This window comes from Thermococcus prieurii (genome assembly GCF_054657655.1).
The window spans coordinates 1,114,299-1,131,227 of the sequence record NZ_BAAHYH010000002.1; the positions used below are offsets into that span (position 1 = coordinate 1,114,299).

The 16,929-nt window shown below is 53.7% G+C and carries 18 protein-coding genes; 1 reads left to right on the top strand and 17 read right to left on the bottom strand.

All coding sequences use genetic code 11. From position 1 onward, the window contains the following. Nucleotides 1–6: 6 nt before the first annotated feature. The 10 genes from ACYQ04_RS09455 to twy1 form a co-directional block, all read right to left on the bottom strand. Nucleotides 7–3,210, bottom strand: coding sequence for a DUF2341 domain-containing protein (locus tag ACYQ04_RS09455; RefSeq protein ID WP_460129075.1), 3,204 nt, complete (start codon nucleotides 3,208–3,210; stop codon nucleotides 7–9). Then, entirely contained in the window at nucleotides 3,207–5,336 is a 2,130-nt protein-coding gene (locus tag ACYQ04_RS09460; RefSeq protein ID WP_460129077.1) for a hypothetical protein, read from the bottom strand. The genes ACYQ04_RS09455 and ACYQ04_RS09460 overlap by 4 nt, the downstream gene beginning before the upstream one ends. Further along, nucleotides 5,333–7,102 (bottom strand): hypothetical protein, encoded by a 1,770-nt coding sequence (locus ACYQ04_RS09465; RefSeq protein ID WP_460129079.1) that lies wholly within the window; start codon nucleotides 7,100–7,102, stop codon nucleotides 5,333–5,335. Before ACYQ04_RS09465 ends, ACYQ04_RS09460 begins: the two co-directional genes overlap by 4 nt. Then, complete coding sequence (locus ACYQ04_RS09470; protein ID WP_460129081.1) at nucleotides 7,099–7,572, bottom strand: hypothetical protein; 474 nt, start codon at nucleotides 7,570–7,572, stop codon at nucleotides 7,099–7,101. Before ACYQ04_RS09470 ends, ACYQ04_RS09465 begins: the two co-directional genes overlap by 4 nt. Further along, on the bottom strand, nucleotides 7,544–7,972 hold the full coding sequence (locus ACYQ04_RS09475) for a hypothetical protein (RefSeq protein WP_099209647.1): 429 nt from the start codon (nucleotides 7,970–7,972) through the stop codon (nucleotides 7,544–7,546). The genes ACYQ04_RS09470 and ACYQ04_RS09475 overlap by 29 nt, the downstream gene beginning before the upstream one ends. A 1-nt stretch (nucleotide 7,973) precedes the next feature. Next, nucleotides 7,974–8,588, bottom strand: coding sequence for a class III signal peptide-containing protein (locus ACYQ04_RS09480; RefSeq protein ID WP_460129083.1), 615 nt, complete (start codon nucleotides 8,586–8,588; stop codon nucleotides 7,974–7,976). 43 nt (nucleotides 8,589–8,631) lie between these two features. Continuing rightward, a complete protein-coding gene (locus ACYQ04_RS09485; protein WP_460129085.1) occupies nucleotides 8,632–9,255 on the bottom strand; it encodes a hypothetical protein in 624 nt (207 codons plus the stop codon). Then, a complete protein-coding gene (locus ACYQ04_RS09490) occupies nucleotides 9,248–10,411 on the bottom strand; it encodes an FtsZ/tubulin family protein (RefSeq protein WP_460129088.1) in 1,164 nt (387 codons plus the stop codon). The genes ACYQ04_RS09485 and ACYQ04_RS09490 overlap by 8 nt, the downstream gene beginning before the upstream one ends. 6 nt (nucleotides 10,412–10,417) lie before the next feature. Further along, the gene (locus ACYQ04_RS09495) at nucleotides 10,418–12,676 is read right to left on the bottom strand and encodes a prenyltransferase/squalene oxidase repeat-containing protein (protein ID WP_460129089.1); all 2,259 of its coding nucleotides are present in this window, start codon (nucleotides 12,674–12,676) and stop codon (nucleotides 10,418–10,420) included. A 64-nt stretch (nucleotides 12,677–12,740) separates the two neighbouring features. Then, a complete protein-coding gene (gene twy1, locus ACYQ04_RS09500; protein WP_460130146.1) occupies nucleotides 12,741–13,742 on the bottom strand; it encodes a 4-demethylwyosine synthase TYW1 in 1,002 nt (333 codons plus the stop codon). 123 nt (nucleotides 13,743–13,865) lie between these two features. On the opposite strand from twy1, the gene ACYQ04_RS09505 reads away from it, so the two are divergent. Next, nucleotides 13,866–14,000: a hypothetical protein gene (locus ACYQ04_RS09505; RefSeq protein WP_460129091.1), complete on the top strand. Its 135-nt coding sequence runs from the start codon at nucleotides 13,866–13,868 to the stop codon at nucleotides 13,998–14,000. Here the strand turns inward: ACYQ04_RS09505 and ACYQ04_RS09510 are convergent. From ACYQ04_RS09510 to ACYQ04_RS09540, 7 genes are read right to left on the bottom strand one after another with little or no spacing between them, the layout of a single operon-like run. Further along, entirely contained in the window at nucleotides 13,985–14,560 is a 576-nt protein-coding gene (locus tag ACYQ04_RS09510; RefSeq protein ID WP_460129094.1) for a HemK2/MTQ2 family protein methyltransferase, read from the bottom strand. The genes ACYQ04_RS09505 and ACYQ04_RS09510 overlap by 16 nt on opposite strands. A gap of 30 nt (nucleotides 14,561–14,590) precedes the next feature. After that, on the bottom strand, nucleotides 14,591–14,761 hold the full coding sequence (locus ACYQ04_RS09515; RefSeq protein ID WP_460129096.1) for a 30S ribosomal protein S27ae: 171 nt from the start codon (nucleotides 14,759–14,761) through the stop codon (nucleotides 14,591–14,593). Between the two features lie 10 nt (nucleotides 14,762–14,771). Further along, nucleotides 14,772–15,068 (bottom strand): 30S ribosomal protein S24e, encoded by a 297-nt coding sequence (locus tag ACYQ04_RS09520; protein ID WP_167729101.1) that lies wholly within the window; start codon nucleotides 15,066–15,068, stop codon nucleotides 14,772–14,774. Next, nucleotides 15,058–15,585: a GTP-dependent dephospho-CoA kinase gene (locus ACYQ04_RS09525; RefSeq protein WP_167729102.1), complete on the bottom strand. Its 528-nt coding sequence runs from the start codon at nucleotides 15,583–15,585 to the stop codon at nucleotides 15,058–15,060. The genes ACYQ04_RS09520 and ACYQ04_RS09525 overlap by 11 nt, the downstream gene beginning before the upstream one ends. Nucleotide 15,586: 1 nt before the next feature. Continuing rightward, the gene (gene spt4, locus ACYQ04_RS09530) at nucleotides 15,587–15,790 is read right to left on the bottom strand and encodes a transcription elongation factor subunit Spt4 (RefSeq protein ID WP_042691415.1); all 204 of its coding nucleotides are present in this window, start codon (nucleotides 15,788–15,790) and stop codon (nucleotides 15,587–15,589) included. Between the two features lie 2 nt (nucleotides 15,791–15,792). Continuing rightward, the gene (locus ACYQ04_RS09535) at nucleotides 15,793–16,353 is read right to left on the bottom strand and encodes a DNA-directed RNA polymerase (protein ID WP_042691412.1); all 561 of its coding nucleotides are present in this window, start codon (nucleotides 16,351–16,353) and stop codon (nucleotides 15,793–15,795) included. Between the two features lie 31 nt (nucleotides 16,354–16,384). Continuing rightward, nucleotides 16,385–16,921 carry an inorganic diphosphatase gene (locus ACYQ04_RS09540; protein ID WP_460129097.1) on the bottom strand — a complete coding sequence of 179 codons (537 nt, stop codon included), beginning with the start codon at nucleotides 16,919–16,921 and terminating at the stop codon, nucleotides 16,385–16,387. Nucleotides 16,922–16,929: the final 8 nt, after the last annotated feature.

A 16,929-nucleotide genomic window follows, 5' to 3' on the forward strand; every position in this document is an offset into this window, starting at 1 on the left:
TTTGCATCACCCAGATGTTAGTGGAACGAGCAGGTCTGCCGCGTAGGGCCCGAAGATTAGCTGGGCGGTTTGGAGCGTCAGGTAGAAGTTCTGGTCGAGAACTGGAGTCGTGCTGATTCCGCCGGTTGCCGAAATTCCCAGAACCTTCATTGCACCGGGGTCGTTTCCGGGGTAGTCGGAGTAATCCAGGTATATGTAATCAACGGCTGGTTGTTCGCGGATTAGGAAGTTGAGGTTTGCCGGAAGGTTCCTCGGGAGAATGAAGCTGACAAGACCTATCGGATACTTAACGCGACCGTACACTGCCTTCTGCATCGCCTGGGCAAGGGCAAGGTATTGTGCTCTGTGGGCAGTACTTCCGCCCTCAAGACGCTCGAAGAACGAAGGCGCTCCAGCGACGCCAAAGTACCTGGCATTGACAACACAGCTTATGAACGGCTGGATGTCGAAGACCTTGGCGCTCACATAGTTGCCAGTCGGCGGCTTCTGTTCCGGAACGCCAAGAGCGGGAGTGATAACCTTATATGGATACGGGGCCCAGAAGACCCACGCAAAGTGAGCTGAGTTGTCGGCGGTATTGTTAACTACGAGGTATACGCTCAGGTTGCCGATTGGAGTTACCTCCAAGTCAGCGTTTGAGTTCTGGGAAACCACAGAATTGGGCTCGTGAGTGAAGTTCAAGGCCAGCGTTGATGAGGGAATGATGTCCACCTCATAGCGATTGGGGACGTTCACCGGCCATGTTCCGGTCTGATACCTCGACAGGACCTCCGTCCAGTTCCTGAGTATGAACAGCCTTCCAGCCGTCGTCCAGTTGTCAACGAGTTGGACCGATACAGGAACGGAAGAGGTAAGTTGCTTGACGCTCTCAGTGAGGTAATAAAGGTCGAGGTATTTTCTAACGTAGATGAAGTCGTACTCCGTGGGGCCTTTATAAAACTGGCCGAGGCCAATTGAGGTGTTGTATGTAGCTAGATAATAATTCCACCCATCCTGCCAATACCTGTAATAGTAACTAACCTCGCTCTGGTCGCTCCAGTTCCAGACGAACGGATTCAACGTCTGGTAAGTTGTGAAGCTAGCAAGATGGTAGCCATTGTAGTAATAGTCCCTGACTGCAACCTCAACATAGCTCCATCTGTTTTTGGTATACTTACCGCCATCCTCAATCCCATCATCGAAGTCTCCGCTGTTAACGTCGAAGTCCCCCAGGTGCCCGTACAGTCCAATGATGTGCTCCATCCAACCCCATCCATCGTTATCTATGTACCACATCCAGAATGGCTGGTTCTTTATGTACACCCTCATCCCGATAACGTAGCGGTAGTAGGGAAACGTTTTCTTCGTCCACAGCCAGACGTCGGGGTTACTTGCCTTGTTGTTTCCCTTTAAGCGTAAGATTCCGTTGCTCACGGAATAGCTTCCGCGCGGGTTCTTAACGTACCACTTTGAGGTGTTCAGGGAGTTGCCGCTGAAGTCGTCGAAGAACAGGAACACTTCATCTCCGTTGCCCCGGGTAAGGGGAAGGTCTTCACCGAACTTAATGTAGACGTTGCCGGGTAAGTTCGTCCTGACCCATATCAGGGCACCGCTATCGTTCCAGTACTCTATCCAGAAGGGAACCTTCTCCGTGAAATCTGGGTCGGAGTAGACTTCAATCCTGGACTCATTCCCATAATGGGGAATACGCGATGCCCATGTCGAGTTTAGGTATATCGGAACTTGAACGTCATTAACACTATAAGGGTAATCCAAAGTGATATTTAGAACGCTTGTAAGGCCTTCAGAGGGTGTCAGCACTTCAACGCCACCGTTGAAACCGGAGTTCTCATCTGCAGTAATGTTATAGCGCACAAAGACTGACCCAGTGGTGTTGAACAAGAAGACGCGCTGACCTGGATAAACGGTAACGTTCGTGTAGTAGTTGTTCCCAACGACGTTCGAAAGATAGCCCCTGCTCGGCTGAACCTGGGAAGTAGGAGAGTAGTAGATATAGTAGTCCGTTCCGGTCACGTTGAGCCATATTAGAATCTCGTTCGAGTCCCACTTTTCAATCCAGTAATTAGCGAGCTGACAGGTCGAGGTGTATATTCTCATTTCGGCAAGGGAACCGTTGTGGGAGATTTCTGAAAACGGGACGGAAGATGGGTTGAACTTAAGGAGGACAACGCTATGGTTGGTTACGCCGGAGAGAGTGAATTCAACGCGTTTGTTGAAGCTATCGTTGCACCACTGAACCGCTTGGCCAACCCTTCCAGAGAAGACTAGGACACCCATGTCCCCGTCTCCGAGGACGGATGATGGGGAAACGAGGGAACCGTTTATGGAGGTTCCAAAGACGTAGGGAACCGTTGGGGCAGTGCTCGGACTGTCCCTGAGGACGTAGGCCAGGGCTCCATCCCCAGGGTATGTGTCGCCGTAGTACACTTTATCGCTTGAAATAGTGGGGGAAAACGGGGCAGCAAACCTAAGGGGATACGTACTTGGGTCACTGCCGTAACCCGTGAGGAGGTAGTATGGAGGTGTGAGGTTCGGGTACGCAAAGGAGCACGGTTCGATGACCCTCGACATTCTGCCCTTGGTTAAGTAGGCAATTAGGGGGTCCTCAAGGTTCGTTATTGGTACAACAACGTACAGAGAGCCCCTGGGGGGGATGCTAGAGTTGTAGACTATCTTTCCGGATGTGTCTTTTATGACAATCTGGGGGATGCTTACGTTGGCTACGATGTGGAAGGAGTCGAGGGGGGCGATAGTAAGCTTCACGTTGTTAACTATCTGGGTAGGCGGTGTGACCATGATGTACCCCATTTTCTTAAGGTAGTCTCTCATGTTCTCAAGCCACTTAAGGAGGGTGGCGTTTCCCATGAACTGGTCCTCCCGGGACACCCACTCGGGCCCAGCATTGCTGATTTGGGAGTACTTGCCGTACTTAACCAAACTCTCAAGTGCGAGCTGGGCGTTGTCCAGAGGTTGAACGGTGGTAACGTAGGCGATGCTCAGAACAAGGGCTCGCTGAAGGGAGAGCCTCATAACATTCTGAAGGTCGAGCTGGAGGTAGGAGACAACGTCCTGGGTCGTCTTTAAACGCGTCGCCTGGGACTGGGCCTGTATTACGTAGGATGTAACGTTACTGTACGTGGCGAGCAACAGGAGTAGGGGTATGAGCAGAACAAGGACCGTGGCGTTTATTACAAATCCTCGCCTCTTCATCCTCCGACCCTCCAAATCCTGAGGGTGATTGTAATGGGTGATATAGACCGCGGAACACCCGGAAGGGAAACGTAGTCTATGAGCGTGTCCCCTAGGTTCACCAAGATTGGCTTGGTACAGCCGTTCCCCCCGAGGTTCCTGAAGAGCCTGAGTATCGCGTCATCAACTGCGTACTTGGTCGGGTCCAACTTGCAGGCGGTAATGTTTAGGTACTCCCCAGATGTCACGGCGTTGAGGCTTCCAACTATGATGGAGGCAGTGTAGTTCCGTCCGCCAAGGTTGTAAACGTAGGTCAAGTTGTAGGCCTTAACCTTGGGGTATCCCTGCATGAGGTAGGGCTTAACGTTGCCGTAGGGGGCGTAAGCGTTGAGGAGGTAAACGACAGAGGCCAGTGTGTACTTGGGGGCAACGTAGTAACAGCTTCCAAAGTCTAGCTCAAAGGCGTTCAACCCGGTATGGAGGGCATTCCCAATGATTCTATCCAGGTAATCCCTGGTAACCCTAGTGTATCCCCACCTGGCGAAGGCGTCTATGAATGGATTGTAGTCAGGGGCATAGTAAAGGGTTCTCCACTGATTCGTTGACGAGTTCATGAGGATAGAAACCTTCTGACGACAATCACTGAAAGAGGAGTGATACCATGGAAGCTGGAATGTAACGTACAGCGGTGTCGCGTACTCCGGTATGTCCCACTCCCACTCCGCATTGTGATAGAAGTACCCCAAGGCGGGACCGCCTGACCAATAGTACGGGGGTATCACATCAGTAACGTCCACAGAATACAGACTCATTGCAGTAAACGGTATGTAGTCGGCGTAAACATAGGAGTCCCTACCGTCCAAATGCAACTCACCGCTCCCATCCCAAGTGACGTTGAAGAGTATCGTGAAATACGTTCCCGACAGGTCAGAGTAGTTATAACCCATGTCCTTGACTATGTCCGCAAGCGTTCCGTTGGTGGCAACAAAGTATCCACCTACCTTAGTGAGAGAGAAACTCTTCGATACACTTCCATAAACCCTAATCGCAGCGGTTACCGTTTTGATGTTCTGACCTGCTATCTTAATGCTCAAGTCAGTAAGGTTACCGGGAACAAAAACGTACTTCTCTATGTGAATTGAGTCGTTTGCCCTAACGTCCGCGAAGTGATAGTAGTGGGGATACCTAAAGGTGGACGCCTGAGATGTCTTGTAAGTTATTATGATGTGCTGAGCACCGTCTTCACCAGACACGCCACCGCTGTTGTATACCTCAACGGTAAAGTTCGTGTCAGTACTCTCGTTTACACTCTTCTGCACGTTCTCAACCAAGTTACAGCTTCCACTTCCATCGTCAGTGATTTCTTTAAAGGTCATGGTGCTCCATTGAGGAAAGCAAGTGACGGGCTCTCCATTGATGTAGGCGCGATAAGTGGAATCAACGACAGCGGCCTCAAAGTACCAGGTGACGTTGATAATCGTTGTGTTAAGCGGAAACTGACTGGTAGGTATAATGTAGGTAATTTGAATCCATTTCTTACTGTGCTGGGTTGAAATGTAGTCTCCCTGGTACACGTAGCTCGTAACCTTCGCCCTCAGCTTGCTGAGGAACGCCCTTGCAACGTAGCCCCTCGGAGTCTGGTTGTAGGCGTAACCGCTGAGCACAAGGGTGGCGGCGGAAACGTCCTTTGCGAGGGAGTAGTTGTAGGTTCCCTTACTCAGGAAGGTGTTCGTCCAGTTGTTTATGAGAAGCTCGTAGTTGTAGCCCTTGAGTGTCGAGTTCAGAATGTAACCGATGATTATTGAGGCCTTCTTCTGGTAATCCCTCGATGGGTAAAGCGGGCTCACTGCCCAGTAGGTGGCGGCTATCTCAAGGGGGCTCATGTCGGGGGTAACCAAGGTCAGGTTCAGAACCGGGTCGGAGCCAGATTCCCAGTTATCTATCACGTTAGCCGGAACCAGCTGACTCAGCGGAACGGTTCTGAGCAGTTTTAGCATCGCGTTCGCATCACCCAACTCCCCCATCCTCATCTGGGTTTTGTAAACCGATTGAACTTGGCTCTCGGCGGTGGTTATGGCGGTTATCATTATCAAAACTAGGAAGAGAGCCAGCACGGCATCAAGCGTGAATATGAATCCCCGCCTCATCTCTCATCCCACACCCACAGTTTTACAAGGAGGGGCTCGTACATTGGACTAAGAAGAACCCCGATGTCGCCTTCATCAACCATCTCAACGGGCAGCGTGAAGGTGTTTGAGTACAGGTACATGAGCACCGGCCGACCCGCCCCGCCGGGGGAGCTGAATACGTCTCCCCAGGGGACAGTGAGGGAGTTACTGGAGCCCCTGTAAGTTGCCACTGTTCTGACGGTACCATTGGCGAGTTCCCATATCTGGCCCATTACCGTGGACGTTCCCGAAGTTTTCCAAACGCCGAGGACCTTTAGGTTTCCACCATCAACTACCATGATGAGGACGTAGCCAGTTTCGTTGGGAACAACAAACTTGAGGAGAGCGTAGTTGGGAATCGAGTACCTGAGGACACCTCCAAAGATTATGCCCTTGGAGTTACCTACAATCCACATGGTTCTGTTGTACTTGAATAGACTCATTACAGTGTTCCTCTCCGAGTACGAGACCCAGCTGGAGGCGTTCATCGCAGCAAACACGTTGGAAACGTTGGTCGGGTTCACGAGAAACGAGCCGTTGAGGTACGCGACGCGGTTCCACGCCTGGCTCACGTTGAGCTGTTGCGGATATGTGTAATTGCCCTCAAGGGACGAAACCGTCAGGGGCTGGCCCGAGCCGTAGTTAAGGCACTCGGGGGGTGAAGGCGGGGTCCAGTCGGAGGAAAGGGGGTGACCAGCGATGTTAATCGCAAGCTGGGCTCCCCTCACGAAAACGGTTCCCTCCAGAGGCGCGAGGCTGTCAAGCTTTTCCCATCCACTTCCCGTCCACTTATACCATGAGTTGGGGTCGGTTATCGGGGACCGGTTGGCGGCGTACCAAACGCCGTTCACGTTCACATAAAGGTTACCGAGGGTACATCCTGGAACTTGGGTGCCAGGCGTGCATCCAGGGGTTCCGATGTTTATCGTGGCGGCGCCAGTTACAGAGATTAAGGGCCGAGTTGAGGTCTCGCCAAAGATGTAAAGGTCGTGTTTTATGTTAATAGTCCTCGAACCTTCTCCCCTTATCACTAGGGCTCCCATAATGTAGGCGCTTCCGTCCACATCGGTAGTAACCGCTCCATCTATAACCCAGTCCCCACCCACCACGAGGTTGCCACCGCTGGATATGTACAGGTGAGAGGAACCAACGCTCCTGAATTCGTGAACTATACAGATATCGGAGTTGGAGTTTATACTTAGGCTTCCATGGGAGAAAAACTCCGGGTCACAGGGAATTATCGTGGGCTGAGTAAAGTCTATGTTCGTCGTCCCGGAAACCGAACAACTGCCGTTATAAACACTAAAACCCGGTGGAATGCCCCCTCCCGCGTTTGGGTTCCATGAGAAGTTGGCCTTAAACGTCCATTTGCCGAGGTAAAAGTCAAGGAGAAACGGATGCTTTAAACTGAGGTTCAGGAGGGCCTTCTCGACTCGGGAATCGTTGTTCTTCAGGAGGTTAAAGAAGGCAACTGCCTTGTTGTAATCGACGTATTGACCGGAATAGGACCTAAGGCCGGGGACCGCAAGAGTTGAAACGTTTTCACTCCAGTTTGGCGGACTTCCCGGGCTTTTAAGGAGCACATCGAGCATGGTATCGGGGATACTGGTCCTATCGTACCAGCCGAGGAGGCTTGTAAGGCCGGACTTAAGGTTATCGGAGGTAGCACTAACCGCACCGAGCATGAAGATGACGATAACGACCGCGAGGAGGGCATCAAAGCTCAGGAGCTGACCGCGCCTCATCTCACCACCACCGTGAGGTTAACCTTCATCCCGCCGTAATACAGGTTATCACCAACGAGCCGGAAGCCCTGAATCGATGAGAGTCTGAGCTTGAGAAAGTCCGTAACGTTGCCTACGAAGGCTGACTTCGTGACGGGGTCCGGGTACGAGTACACAATTGAAACGTTAAGCGTGCCGTTTACTGGAACAACTGAGAGGCCAACGAGCCGACATCCAACGGGAGTGTAGTTCCAGAGTTCAACGATGTTGTTGAGGGGTGCGTGGGTTGAATCGTTAACGATAACACCGGTGTTGAGGTACGTACAGACGTCCGAACCGACTGTTCTGAAGGCGTCCGTTGTGGAGACGGTCTTATTGGTGTGAACAACGGAAGGGACAATGTAAACTATCCCAGTCAGGATTATCGCGGTTATGAAGAGCAGTTCCACAGCGGTCTGACCCCTACGTTGTGACCGTGACCTCAACACCATCGGAGAGCCTCCTTGACTCCATTTTAAACCCCTCACTTGAGGGCGTAAGTATCACGGAGCTGTTGGCACCGGGGGAAACCTGAAGTTTCTGAACCACGACGTAGTCCTTTCCATCTATGTGGGCCTTTACTATGAGGTAACCCTCCGACTTGAGGGTGACGTTAATCCAGTCCCCAGACCGAAGCTTTAGGGGGGCCGTCTTCAGCACGGTCATGCCGGGGGCCGCGTAGAGTCTCGCGACGGTTCCCCTCAAATCTATGGCGAAGGCCTTGAGCTGCGCGGAGGTTCCGATAACCTCTGTCTCGGTCTTCTCACTCAGGGCGACGTTCATCACGCTGAGCATCGTTATCGAGATTATCGTCACTGCAAAGAGCAAATCAAGGCTCACCTGACCCCTCATTTCATCCACCTGGCCTAATGTTTATGTGGAGTGTCCCGGAGGTGCTATCATAGGTCATGGAAACGGGCTTTGAAGGGTTCCACTCCACTACCACCCTCATCGTTGTGGGAACGTCTGATGGAGCAAAGCTAAGCGTAAACCCCGTCTTGGACGTCGAGTTGTAAAGGAAGTACGTCTGAACCCAAACCCCCGTCCTGTTGGAGCCGGAAATCACCGGGGTTGAGCCGGCGTTGGAAACCGCGACGACAACCACAGAGTTTTCGGCCCCAGTTGGGAAAAGTGGGTCCTTAGTTCCAAGGAACATGAGCTGAACTTGGGGAGACGTGAGGTTAAAGGCGTTCTTGAGGTACTTCGAATTGCGAAGCAGGTTGAAGTGAGCGTAAACCGTGACCTTAGAGCCGGGCCCCTGGGCATAGACCTGGTCTATGGCCCCGGCTATCACGTTGGCGACGCTCTTCTCCTCAAGGGCAATTTGAATGGCCAGCGTTCCCGAGGAAGGAGAGCTCGAATTAAAGCCAACGCTCTTGACCGAGTACATCAGCATAACCATCATTATCGCGAACACCAGCATGAACTCCAGTGATATCTGGCCTCGCCTTTTAAGGACTAACCCCATAATCTCCCCTCCATCAATAGTTGGATTGGACTATATTTAACGGTTACTCCGCAGATTTGTCTTCAACAACCGCAAATATGCCAGAAGGTGTTCTCCTAGTCTCTACCCCAAAATAACCCCCAGTGAAAAGTTTAAACTTGTACCGGCCGGGGTTAAGACCGTGTTTTGAAACAATCTCTCTGAGTTCGTCAATGAAAAACTGGGTCAGCTCGTAGTAGATAAGGTCGAGCGAGCTCTTCACCCTATCCCTCACGGCGATTGCTAGGGGGATTACCGAGAGGCCGATGAGAACAAATGGAGAGCCTGTTAATATTGTTGCAACCCCAGTTCCAGCAACGAGAACCCCCAGGATAGAGTAAGCGGCTTTCTCAATCAGCTTTAGCTTCTTTCCAAACTTAACCTTCTCCTCCCAGATGTCAAGTAGAGTCGGATTGTAGAAGTCAAAAGCCGTGTGACGCTTTCCTTTGGCTATCCTCTCCCGTATGAGAGCATCCCAGTCGTCGGCGTAGTAGATGACCTCCCCCCTGAGCTTTGCCCTCTCCGCGTCGAGGGAGGAGATAATTCTGATTATGTCCTCTGCACTGTCGTGGGCGATGTGTGAGTAAACGGACTTCTCGTCGAGCTCGAGGGCAACCTCAACCGAGTCCCTGACCGTTAGGTCAACCATTTCTCTTCCTCCTGAGGCTCTTCACAACACTCTCCACATCGGAACCGTCATCCTCAACAACGTCCCCAATAATCGGTGCGTTGTAGACATCGTCGAAATCCGGCAGACCACTGAGCAGTTCACTCTTCTTGGTTTCGGCCTCCTTCTTAGCCTCCATGAAGGACCTCGCGTACTGCTTGGCAGTTTTAACGATTTCCTCGATGCTCTTGCTCTCGTAGATTCCGCTGAGGAGCGTAACGACTTCAACTTCCCTCTCGCGTGGGTCAGGGTAAAAGCCCCGGAAAATCTGCTTGCCCCTGATTTTGCCCGTGAGGTAGTCCAGGGCCTCAAAGATGTCTCCAGCCTTGAGAACCTCCGGCGGGCCGTGTATGGCAACGAGACCGTAGAGGGCGGACTCAATGTTGGCATCCAAATACAGTCCCTCGCTCTCGAAGGACTTGATGATTAGCCTCGACAGGCTCTTCACCTTGCTCGCGTCAGCCTTGGCGTAGCCAACCGTTGCAAAGCTTCCAAAGGCCTTGAGGACGAACTTGAGGTCGCTCGCGTCAAGGGTCTGCTCGCCGGGGACGTCGACTAAGGCAAGAAGCGAGGCTATCCTCTCGACTATGGTATAGTTAATCCTCTCGTAGGCCCGGCTTATGTCGTCGTTGCCCTCCTTCAGCTTGTTGTTGTCTATAGCGATTATCGAGTCCGCAATCTTGGAGAGCTTGTCTATCGTTATCGCCGCGTTGATTGTGGGCCTTATCCCCTCTTCCCTGAGCGGGAGCGCGCCGATGGCAACGACGAGCGAGTCCGGGTACTCCTCCTTGAGGGCCTCAGCAAGGACGGGCGTTCCGCCGGCACCGGTTCCACCGCCGAAGCCGAAGGTTAGAAAGAAGATGTCAACGTCTTCGTAACCGACTATGGAGTTTATCTTGCGCATCACGAGCGGTAGGTCTCGCTTCATTGCCTCTCTACCCAGTATTGGGTTCGCGTTGACTCCCTTGCCCCCCGTTATGCTCTCCCCAACGAGTATTCTCCTGTCCTGCGGGACGTGCTTGAGGTACTCCAAGTCACCGCGGGAGGTGTTTACCGCGAGGGTTTCAAAGTCAACCAGCGCGAAGAGGTCGGCTATCTTCGTCCCACACTGTCCGATTCCTATTATCAGGGCCCTCAAGGGCCTTCACCCCAACCCCAGCAGTGTTATTTCTTCAGGTTCAATTTTCCCATCGTTGTTCTTATCAACGGCACTGAGAACCATGTATGCACCGTGGAGGTAGCGGTAGAGGCCACTCGTGAAGAGTACTGGGACACCATCAACGGCATCCTTACCGACGAGGATTACGAGGACGTAGCCCCCATCCTGGGTCCTTCCGGGCACCAGGACGATGCTCGTTGAGAGCGGGTACTCACGACCGTTTACAACAACGGAAGTGCCATTGACATAGACGGAGACGAACGGATTGTAGCGGGAAACGTTCACAAGACCGATGGGGGCTATGATTATGTGGTTTCCGGCACTCGGCATTAAGTTGCCCTTAACGAGCGTTATCACAGTCTCTGGAAGGAGAGATGAGGCAATCTCCTGGGCGATGAAGTCGTAGCCCTCCCAGTAGTTGAGGTACCACTGACCTCCGCTCTCCAAGCTCTCAATTACCTCGTAGAGGGTCGTGGGGGGCAGGAGATTGAAGCCGCTGAGGAACTGGAGGGCTAGGCCCTCATCAACCGTGCTCATGTTGGAGTCAAGGGCATGCTTGAGAACCCACGGGAGGACGTCCCTGGAGTAGTCATAACCAAGCTTCCTCAGGACCTCGACGACCCTCACGGTGTATTCCATTGAGGGGGTTGCGTAAGACACTCTACCAAGCATGGTGACACTTTTTCCAAAGTATCCCCAGACACCGCTCGGAAGCCTCTGCTCAATCAGCCACTTGACGTGGGGAGTCAACTTCTCGGGAGACACTACCTTGGAGAGGGCCTCGAGCACGGTGACAGTTGTTGGAACGTCCATCCCGGTGGTGGCGGGCATGAAGTAGTTAAGCCTAACGCCCCAGCCGGATGGGCTTATTGAGAGCAGCCAATTTGCGGCGAGGTCCACATCTTCCCCCCTGTAACCGAGAGCCAGAAGCAGGTTCAGACCAAGGGCCGTCTGATATGGCTGGGGAATACCAAAGAGACCCCTCCAGAGGCCAGGGGCAGATTCAAGGGACCGGGTGAAGTTGATTAACTCGTCCTTTTCGGCGGAGGACAAATTCCCAAATTTAATGAGTATCATGGCGGTATAGTAGTAGTCATCCGTTACGGTGCCACGGACCCGAGCGGCCTCCTCGGCTGAGGGGAGGTGGTTCCTGGCCCACGCGACGGCCTTCTTCACAACGGCTCCAGACGGATTCCCAGAGGCAGAGATTCCGAGGAGGGCGTAGTAAGTGGCCTTCGCCGAGGAGATACCACTCTTGAGGAGCGGCCAGCCACCGTCGGGGTTCTGACGAGAAACCAGGTCGTTGTAAAGGAAACCCCGAGGATTGCGGGGAGAAGCATTGACGAGAACGTCGGAAACGCTAGAAAACGCCATGACGGCGTATGCCGTTGCCATCAAGTCGTTCCTCGTCATGAAGGGGACCCCTTCGGTCACGAGTAAGTATGTATCGTTCCTCATCCCCAAGCTCTCGAGTATCGCGAGGGACCTACCGACGTCGAAGCTTAGGGGGTCGTAGAGTATGACCGCGTAGGTGAGTATCGCCCTCTGATACTCGTTTAGGGTGTCACTTGAGAGCAGTTCGCGGCACTTGGAAAGGTATGGGGTCACGTTTGGATAACCAACGGCATGGAAGGCAATCAGCCTTAGGGCCATGTACTCCGGGGAAAGGTCCGAGGCGTTCGCTATGAAATCTGCGGCCGTTTTAACGATGAGGCTGTTGGAGTACTTCAGCCCGAGGGTGCCGAGGGCCCAGAGGGAGAGCGCGGTTGGATAGAACTTGGGGACGGAACCGGAAACGTAGCCCCAACCGGGGGAGGAGTAGGAGTCCAGGAGATAGCTCTCCCCCTCTCGAAGGGCCTTTAGAAGGGCGTTTTCATCCAGCCCAACCCCAAACTCCCTCGAAACTGTAAGGGAATAGTTGAGAGCTATCAACGCAAGTGCAGTATCCTGGGGGGTGCTGATTTCATTCGCGTGATAGCCCCAACCCCCGTCCGGATTCTGCATTGAGAGCAGGCTCTTGGTAATGTTTTCAATGGAGACAAAAAGGGGGGTCTCGTTGTGAACCTTTCCGGCCATTGAATCAAGTGCGAGCAGTGAGTACGCCTTCAGCGGAACGGTGTCCGCATACGAATTGACCCCGATGAAGACCCTAGAAGCGTTATCTAGGACGCTACCGGCGGCGGAGTACGGAATCGTTAAAAGCACTATGAGTAGCATCATAGTTAATACCCTTTTCATATTCATAGCCCTAACACCCCTAGAGGAGAAAAGTCGGGAATATAAATAAAGTTTTCCACGTGGCGTGGAATCAATCAGAGATGAACCTTCCCGTCAATCCCCTTCCTCTGCTGTCCACATCGTCGCGCATGATGAGAACGACCCTGCTCGGCTCGTACTCGTCTTCGATGTGATAACCTGGCAGGTGCTTCACGAGCTCCTCAGCGAAGGCTCTGATTTCCTCGTGCCTCGGCATGTTGTTGATGGTGAGCCTGTTCCGCGAGAAGCCGACGAACATGTAAGCTTTGGCCTCGACGAACATCGGGTTCGCCAGCTTAATCAGCTCGGCGTACTTTTCCGGGCTGTGCATGTTCTCGCCCTTGACGAGGGTGAGCCTTATCACCGTCCTCGTTTCCGCGTCGCGCATGAGCTTAAGCGTCTCCTTTATCTTCTCCCAGCCGTCGGGAATCATCGGGACGTTTACGCGATTGTATGTCTCGATGTCCGGAGCGGTCAGCGAGACGTAGAACTGCGTTGGGAGCTTGTCCTCCCTAATCATCTCCTCCAGCCTCTCCGGAACGGTTCCGTTGGTGACTATGAAGGTCGTGAAGCCCCTCCTGTGGAACTCCTCAACGAGGTCGCCCATGTACGGATAGAGCATCGGCTCGCCCGACAAGCTAATCGCCGCGTGCTTCGGGTTCCACGCTTCCTCGAACTTCTCCTTCGGAACCTTGGGGTTGCCCTTGTAGCCGACGAGAAGCTTTCTCTGGGCCTTTATGCTCTCCTCGACGATGAAAGCAGGGTCGTCCCAGGGCTGGGGCAGTTCGGTTCCGAGAAAGCCCTCCATCGGGCGCCAGCAGAAGATGCAGTTGTGGGTGCACCAGGCTAAGACCGGCGTCATCTGCAAACAGCGGTGGCTCGCTATGCCGTAGAACTTCTGCTTGTAGCAGAAGCGGCCCTTGGTGAGGCTCTCCTTGAGCCAGTGGCAGAGCTTAACTCCGCTGTGCCTGCCGACGAGCTCGTAGTGCTGTTTCCTGAAGAGAAGCGCGATTTCCTCGGGCATGTTAGGGTTGGCCTTGACCACTATCGCCATTAGTCTCACCTAACCCAAACTCGGAGGAGGTTTTAAAAACCTGATTGGTCGCGACTGTGCATCGTCGAAAATTCCTTCGTCAATCTGCGAAAGGTTTAAAAAGCTAAAGCCGAGCCCACAACCATGATGCGCATAAAACCCGAACCCATGCTCAAGCCGAGGGAGATAGTTCTATTCCCTAGCGAGGAGCCCGAGGAAGGTAACGAGAGGCCCAAGGTGAAGCTCCTCCACGAGATAAGGCGCTACCGCCTGGCCTGAACAACCACGATGTCCTCAAAGAAGAGGTGCCTTTTGGCGACGACCTCAGCCCTAAGGCCGGCTTTCCGGAAAAGATTCAGCGTTTCTTCAATCCCGGTTATCGAGCTCTGGACGAGGTAAACCCTGCCGTTCTCGGTCAGGTACTCAGGCACCTCTCGGATGAACCGGTCTATTACCTCCCTCCCGGTTTCCCCACCGACGAGGGCCAAATCTATGGCCTCCTCCGGCTCACCCGGCAGGTAGGGGGCGTTGAAGGTTATCACGTCAAACCTTCCCGAGACGTTCCCAAAGAGGTCGCTCAGGCGAAACTCGACGTTCCCGATTCCGTTCAGCAGGGCGTTTTTCCTTGCGAGCTCTACGGCCTTTGGATTCACGTCAACGCCGAGAACGCGTTTGGCTTTCCTCGCCATGAGGAGGGCTATAATCCCCGTCCCGGTTCCAACGTCAAGCGCCGTTTCACCGGGTTTAACCTCAAGGGTCTCGGCGAGGAGAAACGTATCCTCCGCCGGCTCATAGACGTTCTCGTCGAGCAGGATTCTGAGACCGTAGTAGGTGGGCATTTTGACCGCCAGAGAGAAAAGAAAGGGAAATCACTTCTTCCACTCGGTGTAGCCACACCTTCCGCAGGCCCAGCGGTCGCCGTGGTCGGCCATGAAAACTCCGGGCCCACAGCGCGGGCAGAACTTGTTCTTCCTGACGACCTTTCCGCCCTTAACCTCGTAGAGCTTCCACTTCTGGCTGGTCTTTTTCTTCTTCGCCATTTATACCACCTCACTCTTCCTCCTTCTGGATGAGGCCGTCCCTAACGAGGATGTACTCGGGCTCGATGTAGAGCATCCTCTCCCTCGTCTCGTAGGCCTTGGCGTAGCCCTTGCTGACGTGGCTTCCGAAGTAGCTCCTGATGTACTGAAGAACGGTAGTGTTCGGGTCGAGGTCGAGCATGGCGACGAGCTTACCCTTCACCGCTTCCCTGCTCGGGGTAGGCTCGCCCTCGTGGATGATGTCGAAGTATATCTCCTTTCTCCCGAGGAGCTTGTTCTCCCTTATCTCGGTCACCTTAATCTCCATCACGAACCACCTCCATCTTGGCAAGTATCTGCGCACACCTGCGCTTGCATTCGGGTGTTACCTTTATAAGCACTACCCCCTCGTCGGGCTGGCCGTAGAGGACGACCGAGTTGAGAGGGGCGTAGAGCACCGCCGGAATCGCCCCCAAATCCTCCTCACCGCTGACGAGTATGTGAACCGGCCTGCCCCGCTCGACGAGGCGGAAGGCCTTTCTGATGGCGTCTAATAAAGCTTTCGTTATGGTTCCAGGAGGATTTGAAACGGTCATGAAGACGGCCTTCGCGTTTATGTCAGGAGAATAGTCGGCCCTCTTCGTCCTGAGGTCGTATAAAGCCAAGGAAGGAGAAATGCCAAGCTTGAGGACGTTCTCGGTAACGACGTCTCCGACGGTGATTACGGTTTTACCCCTAAGCTCGTCCTTAATCCGAAGGTAGGGCTCCGGAATCGGGCCCCTTATCAGCTCTCCCAGCGGTTCCTTGAGCTCTCGCCGGAGCTCTTCAGTTAGGCGGAACAGCATTTCACCTGACCCTTATGGCGTATTTGCCGGGAACCTTGGCGGCCTCTGGTATGCTCTCGCGGAGCTTCTTGGCAATTTTGCTCTCGGTGTCGAGGATTATGACGAGGTCGAACCAGTCGTCGCTCAAATCCCTGCTCCCGCAGACGGGACAGCGATCCTCGGTCGTTATGTAGTGGCAGTGCCTGCAGGCCCTCTCCTTCGCCATGCTCACTCCTCCTTGGCCTTTCTCTTCTCCTTCTCAATCCACTCGAACTTTCCGAGACCGGGCTGGCGCATGGTCATGTTAATCTTGTTCTCCCTAATGATTCTGCTCTTGACGCTTATGCCGATTATCCTCGCCCTCACGAAGTCGCCGAGCTTGAGGACGCGGTTGGTTTCCTTGCCTATGAACTGCCTGTTCTTCTCGTCGAAGACGACGTAGTCGTCCATGAGCTGGCTTATGTGGACGAGACCGTCCATCGGGCCGATTCTGATGAAGGCACCGTAGGGCATCATCTCAACGACCTCGCCCTCGACGACCTCCTGGTTCTCGGGCTTCCAGACGAGGACGTCAAAGGTTACCTCGTGGTAAGTGGCTCCGTCGCCTGGAACGATTATTCCCTGGCCAACGTCGTGGACGTCGAGGATTGCCAGAATAACCCCCTCGTCCCTATCGTAGATGCCCTCGTAGGTCTCGCGGAGGACCTTCTTGGCGGCTTCCTTCGGGTCCATCGTGAACATCCTGGGCGGAATCCTGACAACGTCCTTAACCGTCAAAAGCTTGTACATGGCCTGACCTCCAAAAAGAGTTGAGAAGGAGTCACTCCTTCTTCCCGAACTTCTCCTTGTAGAGCTCTATGGCCCTGAGGATTTCCTTCTTCGCTTCCTCGGCGTTGCCCCAGCCCTCTATCTCGGTGACCTTGCCCTGGAGCTCCTTGTAGCGCTGGAAGAAGTGGGCAATCTCGTCGAGGAAGGCCTTCGGGACGTCGTCGATGTCCTTCCAGTCCTTGAAGTACGGGTCCTCAACGGGAACCGCGAGAACCTTCCAGTCCTTGTCGCCGGAGTCGTTCATCTTCATTATGCCTATCGGCCTGGCCTCGATGAGGGTGAGCGGGTAAACCGGCTCGCGCATTATGACCATTATATCGAACGGGTCGCCGTCGTCGTAGTAGGTCTGCGGGATTATACCGTAGTCAACCGGGTAGAAGAACGGGCTGTAGAGAACGCGGTCGAGCTTTATGAGACCAGTCTTCTTGTCGAGCTCATACTTGTTCCTGCTCCCCTTCGGAATCTCTATAAGGGCGTAGACAACCTCCGGAACCTCCGGTCCGGGCTCTATGTCGTGGAACGGGTTCATCTCTAACC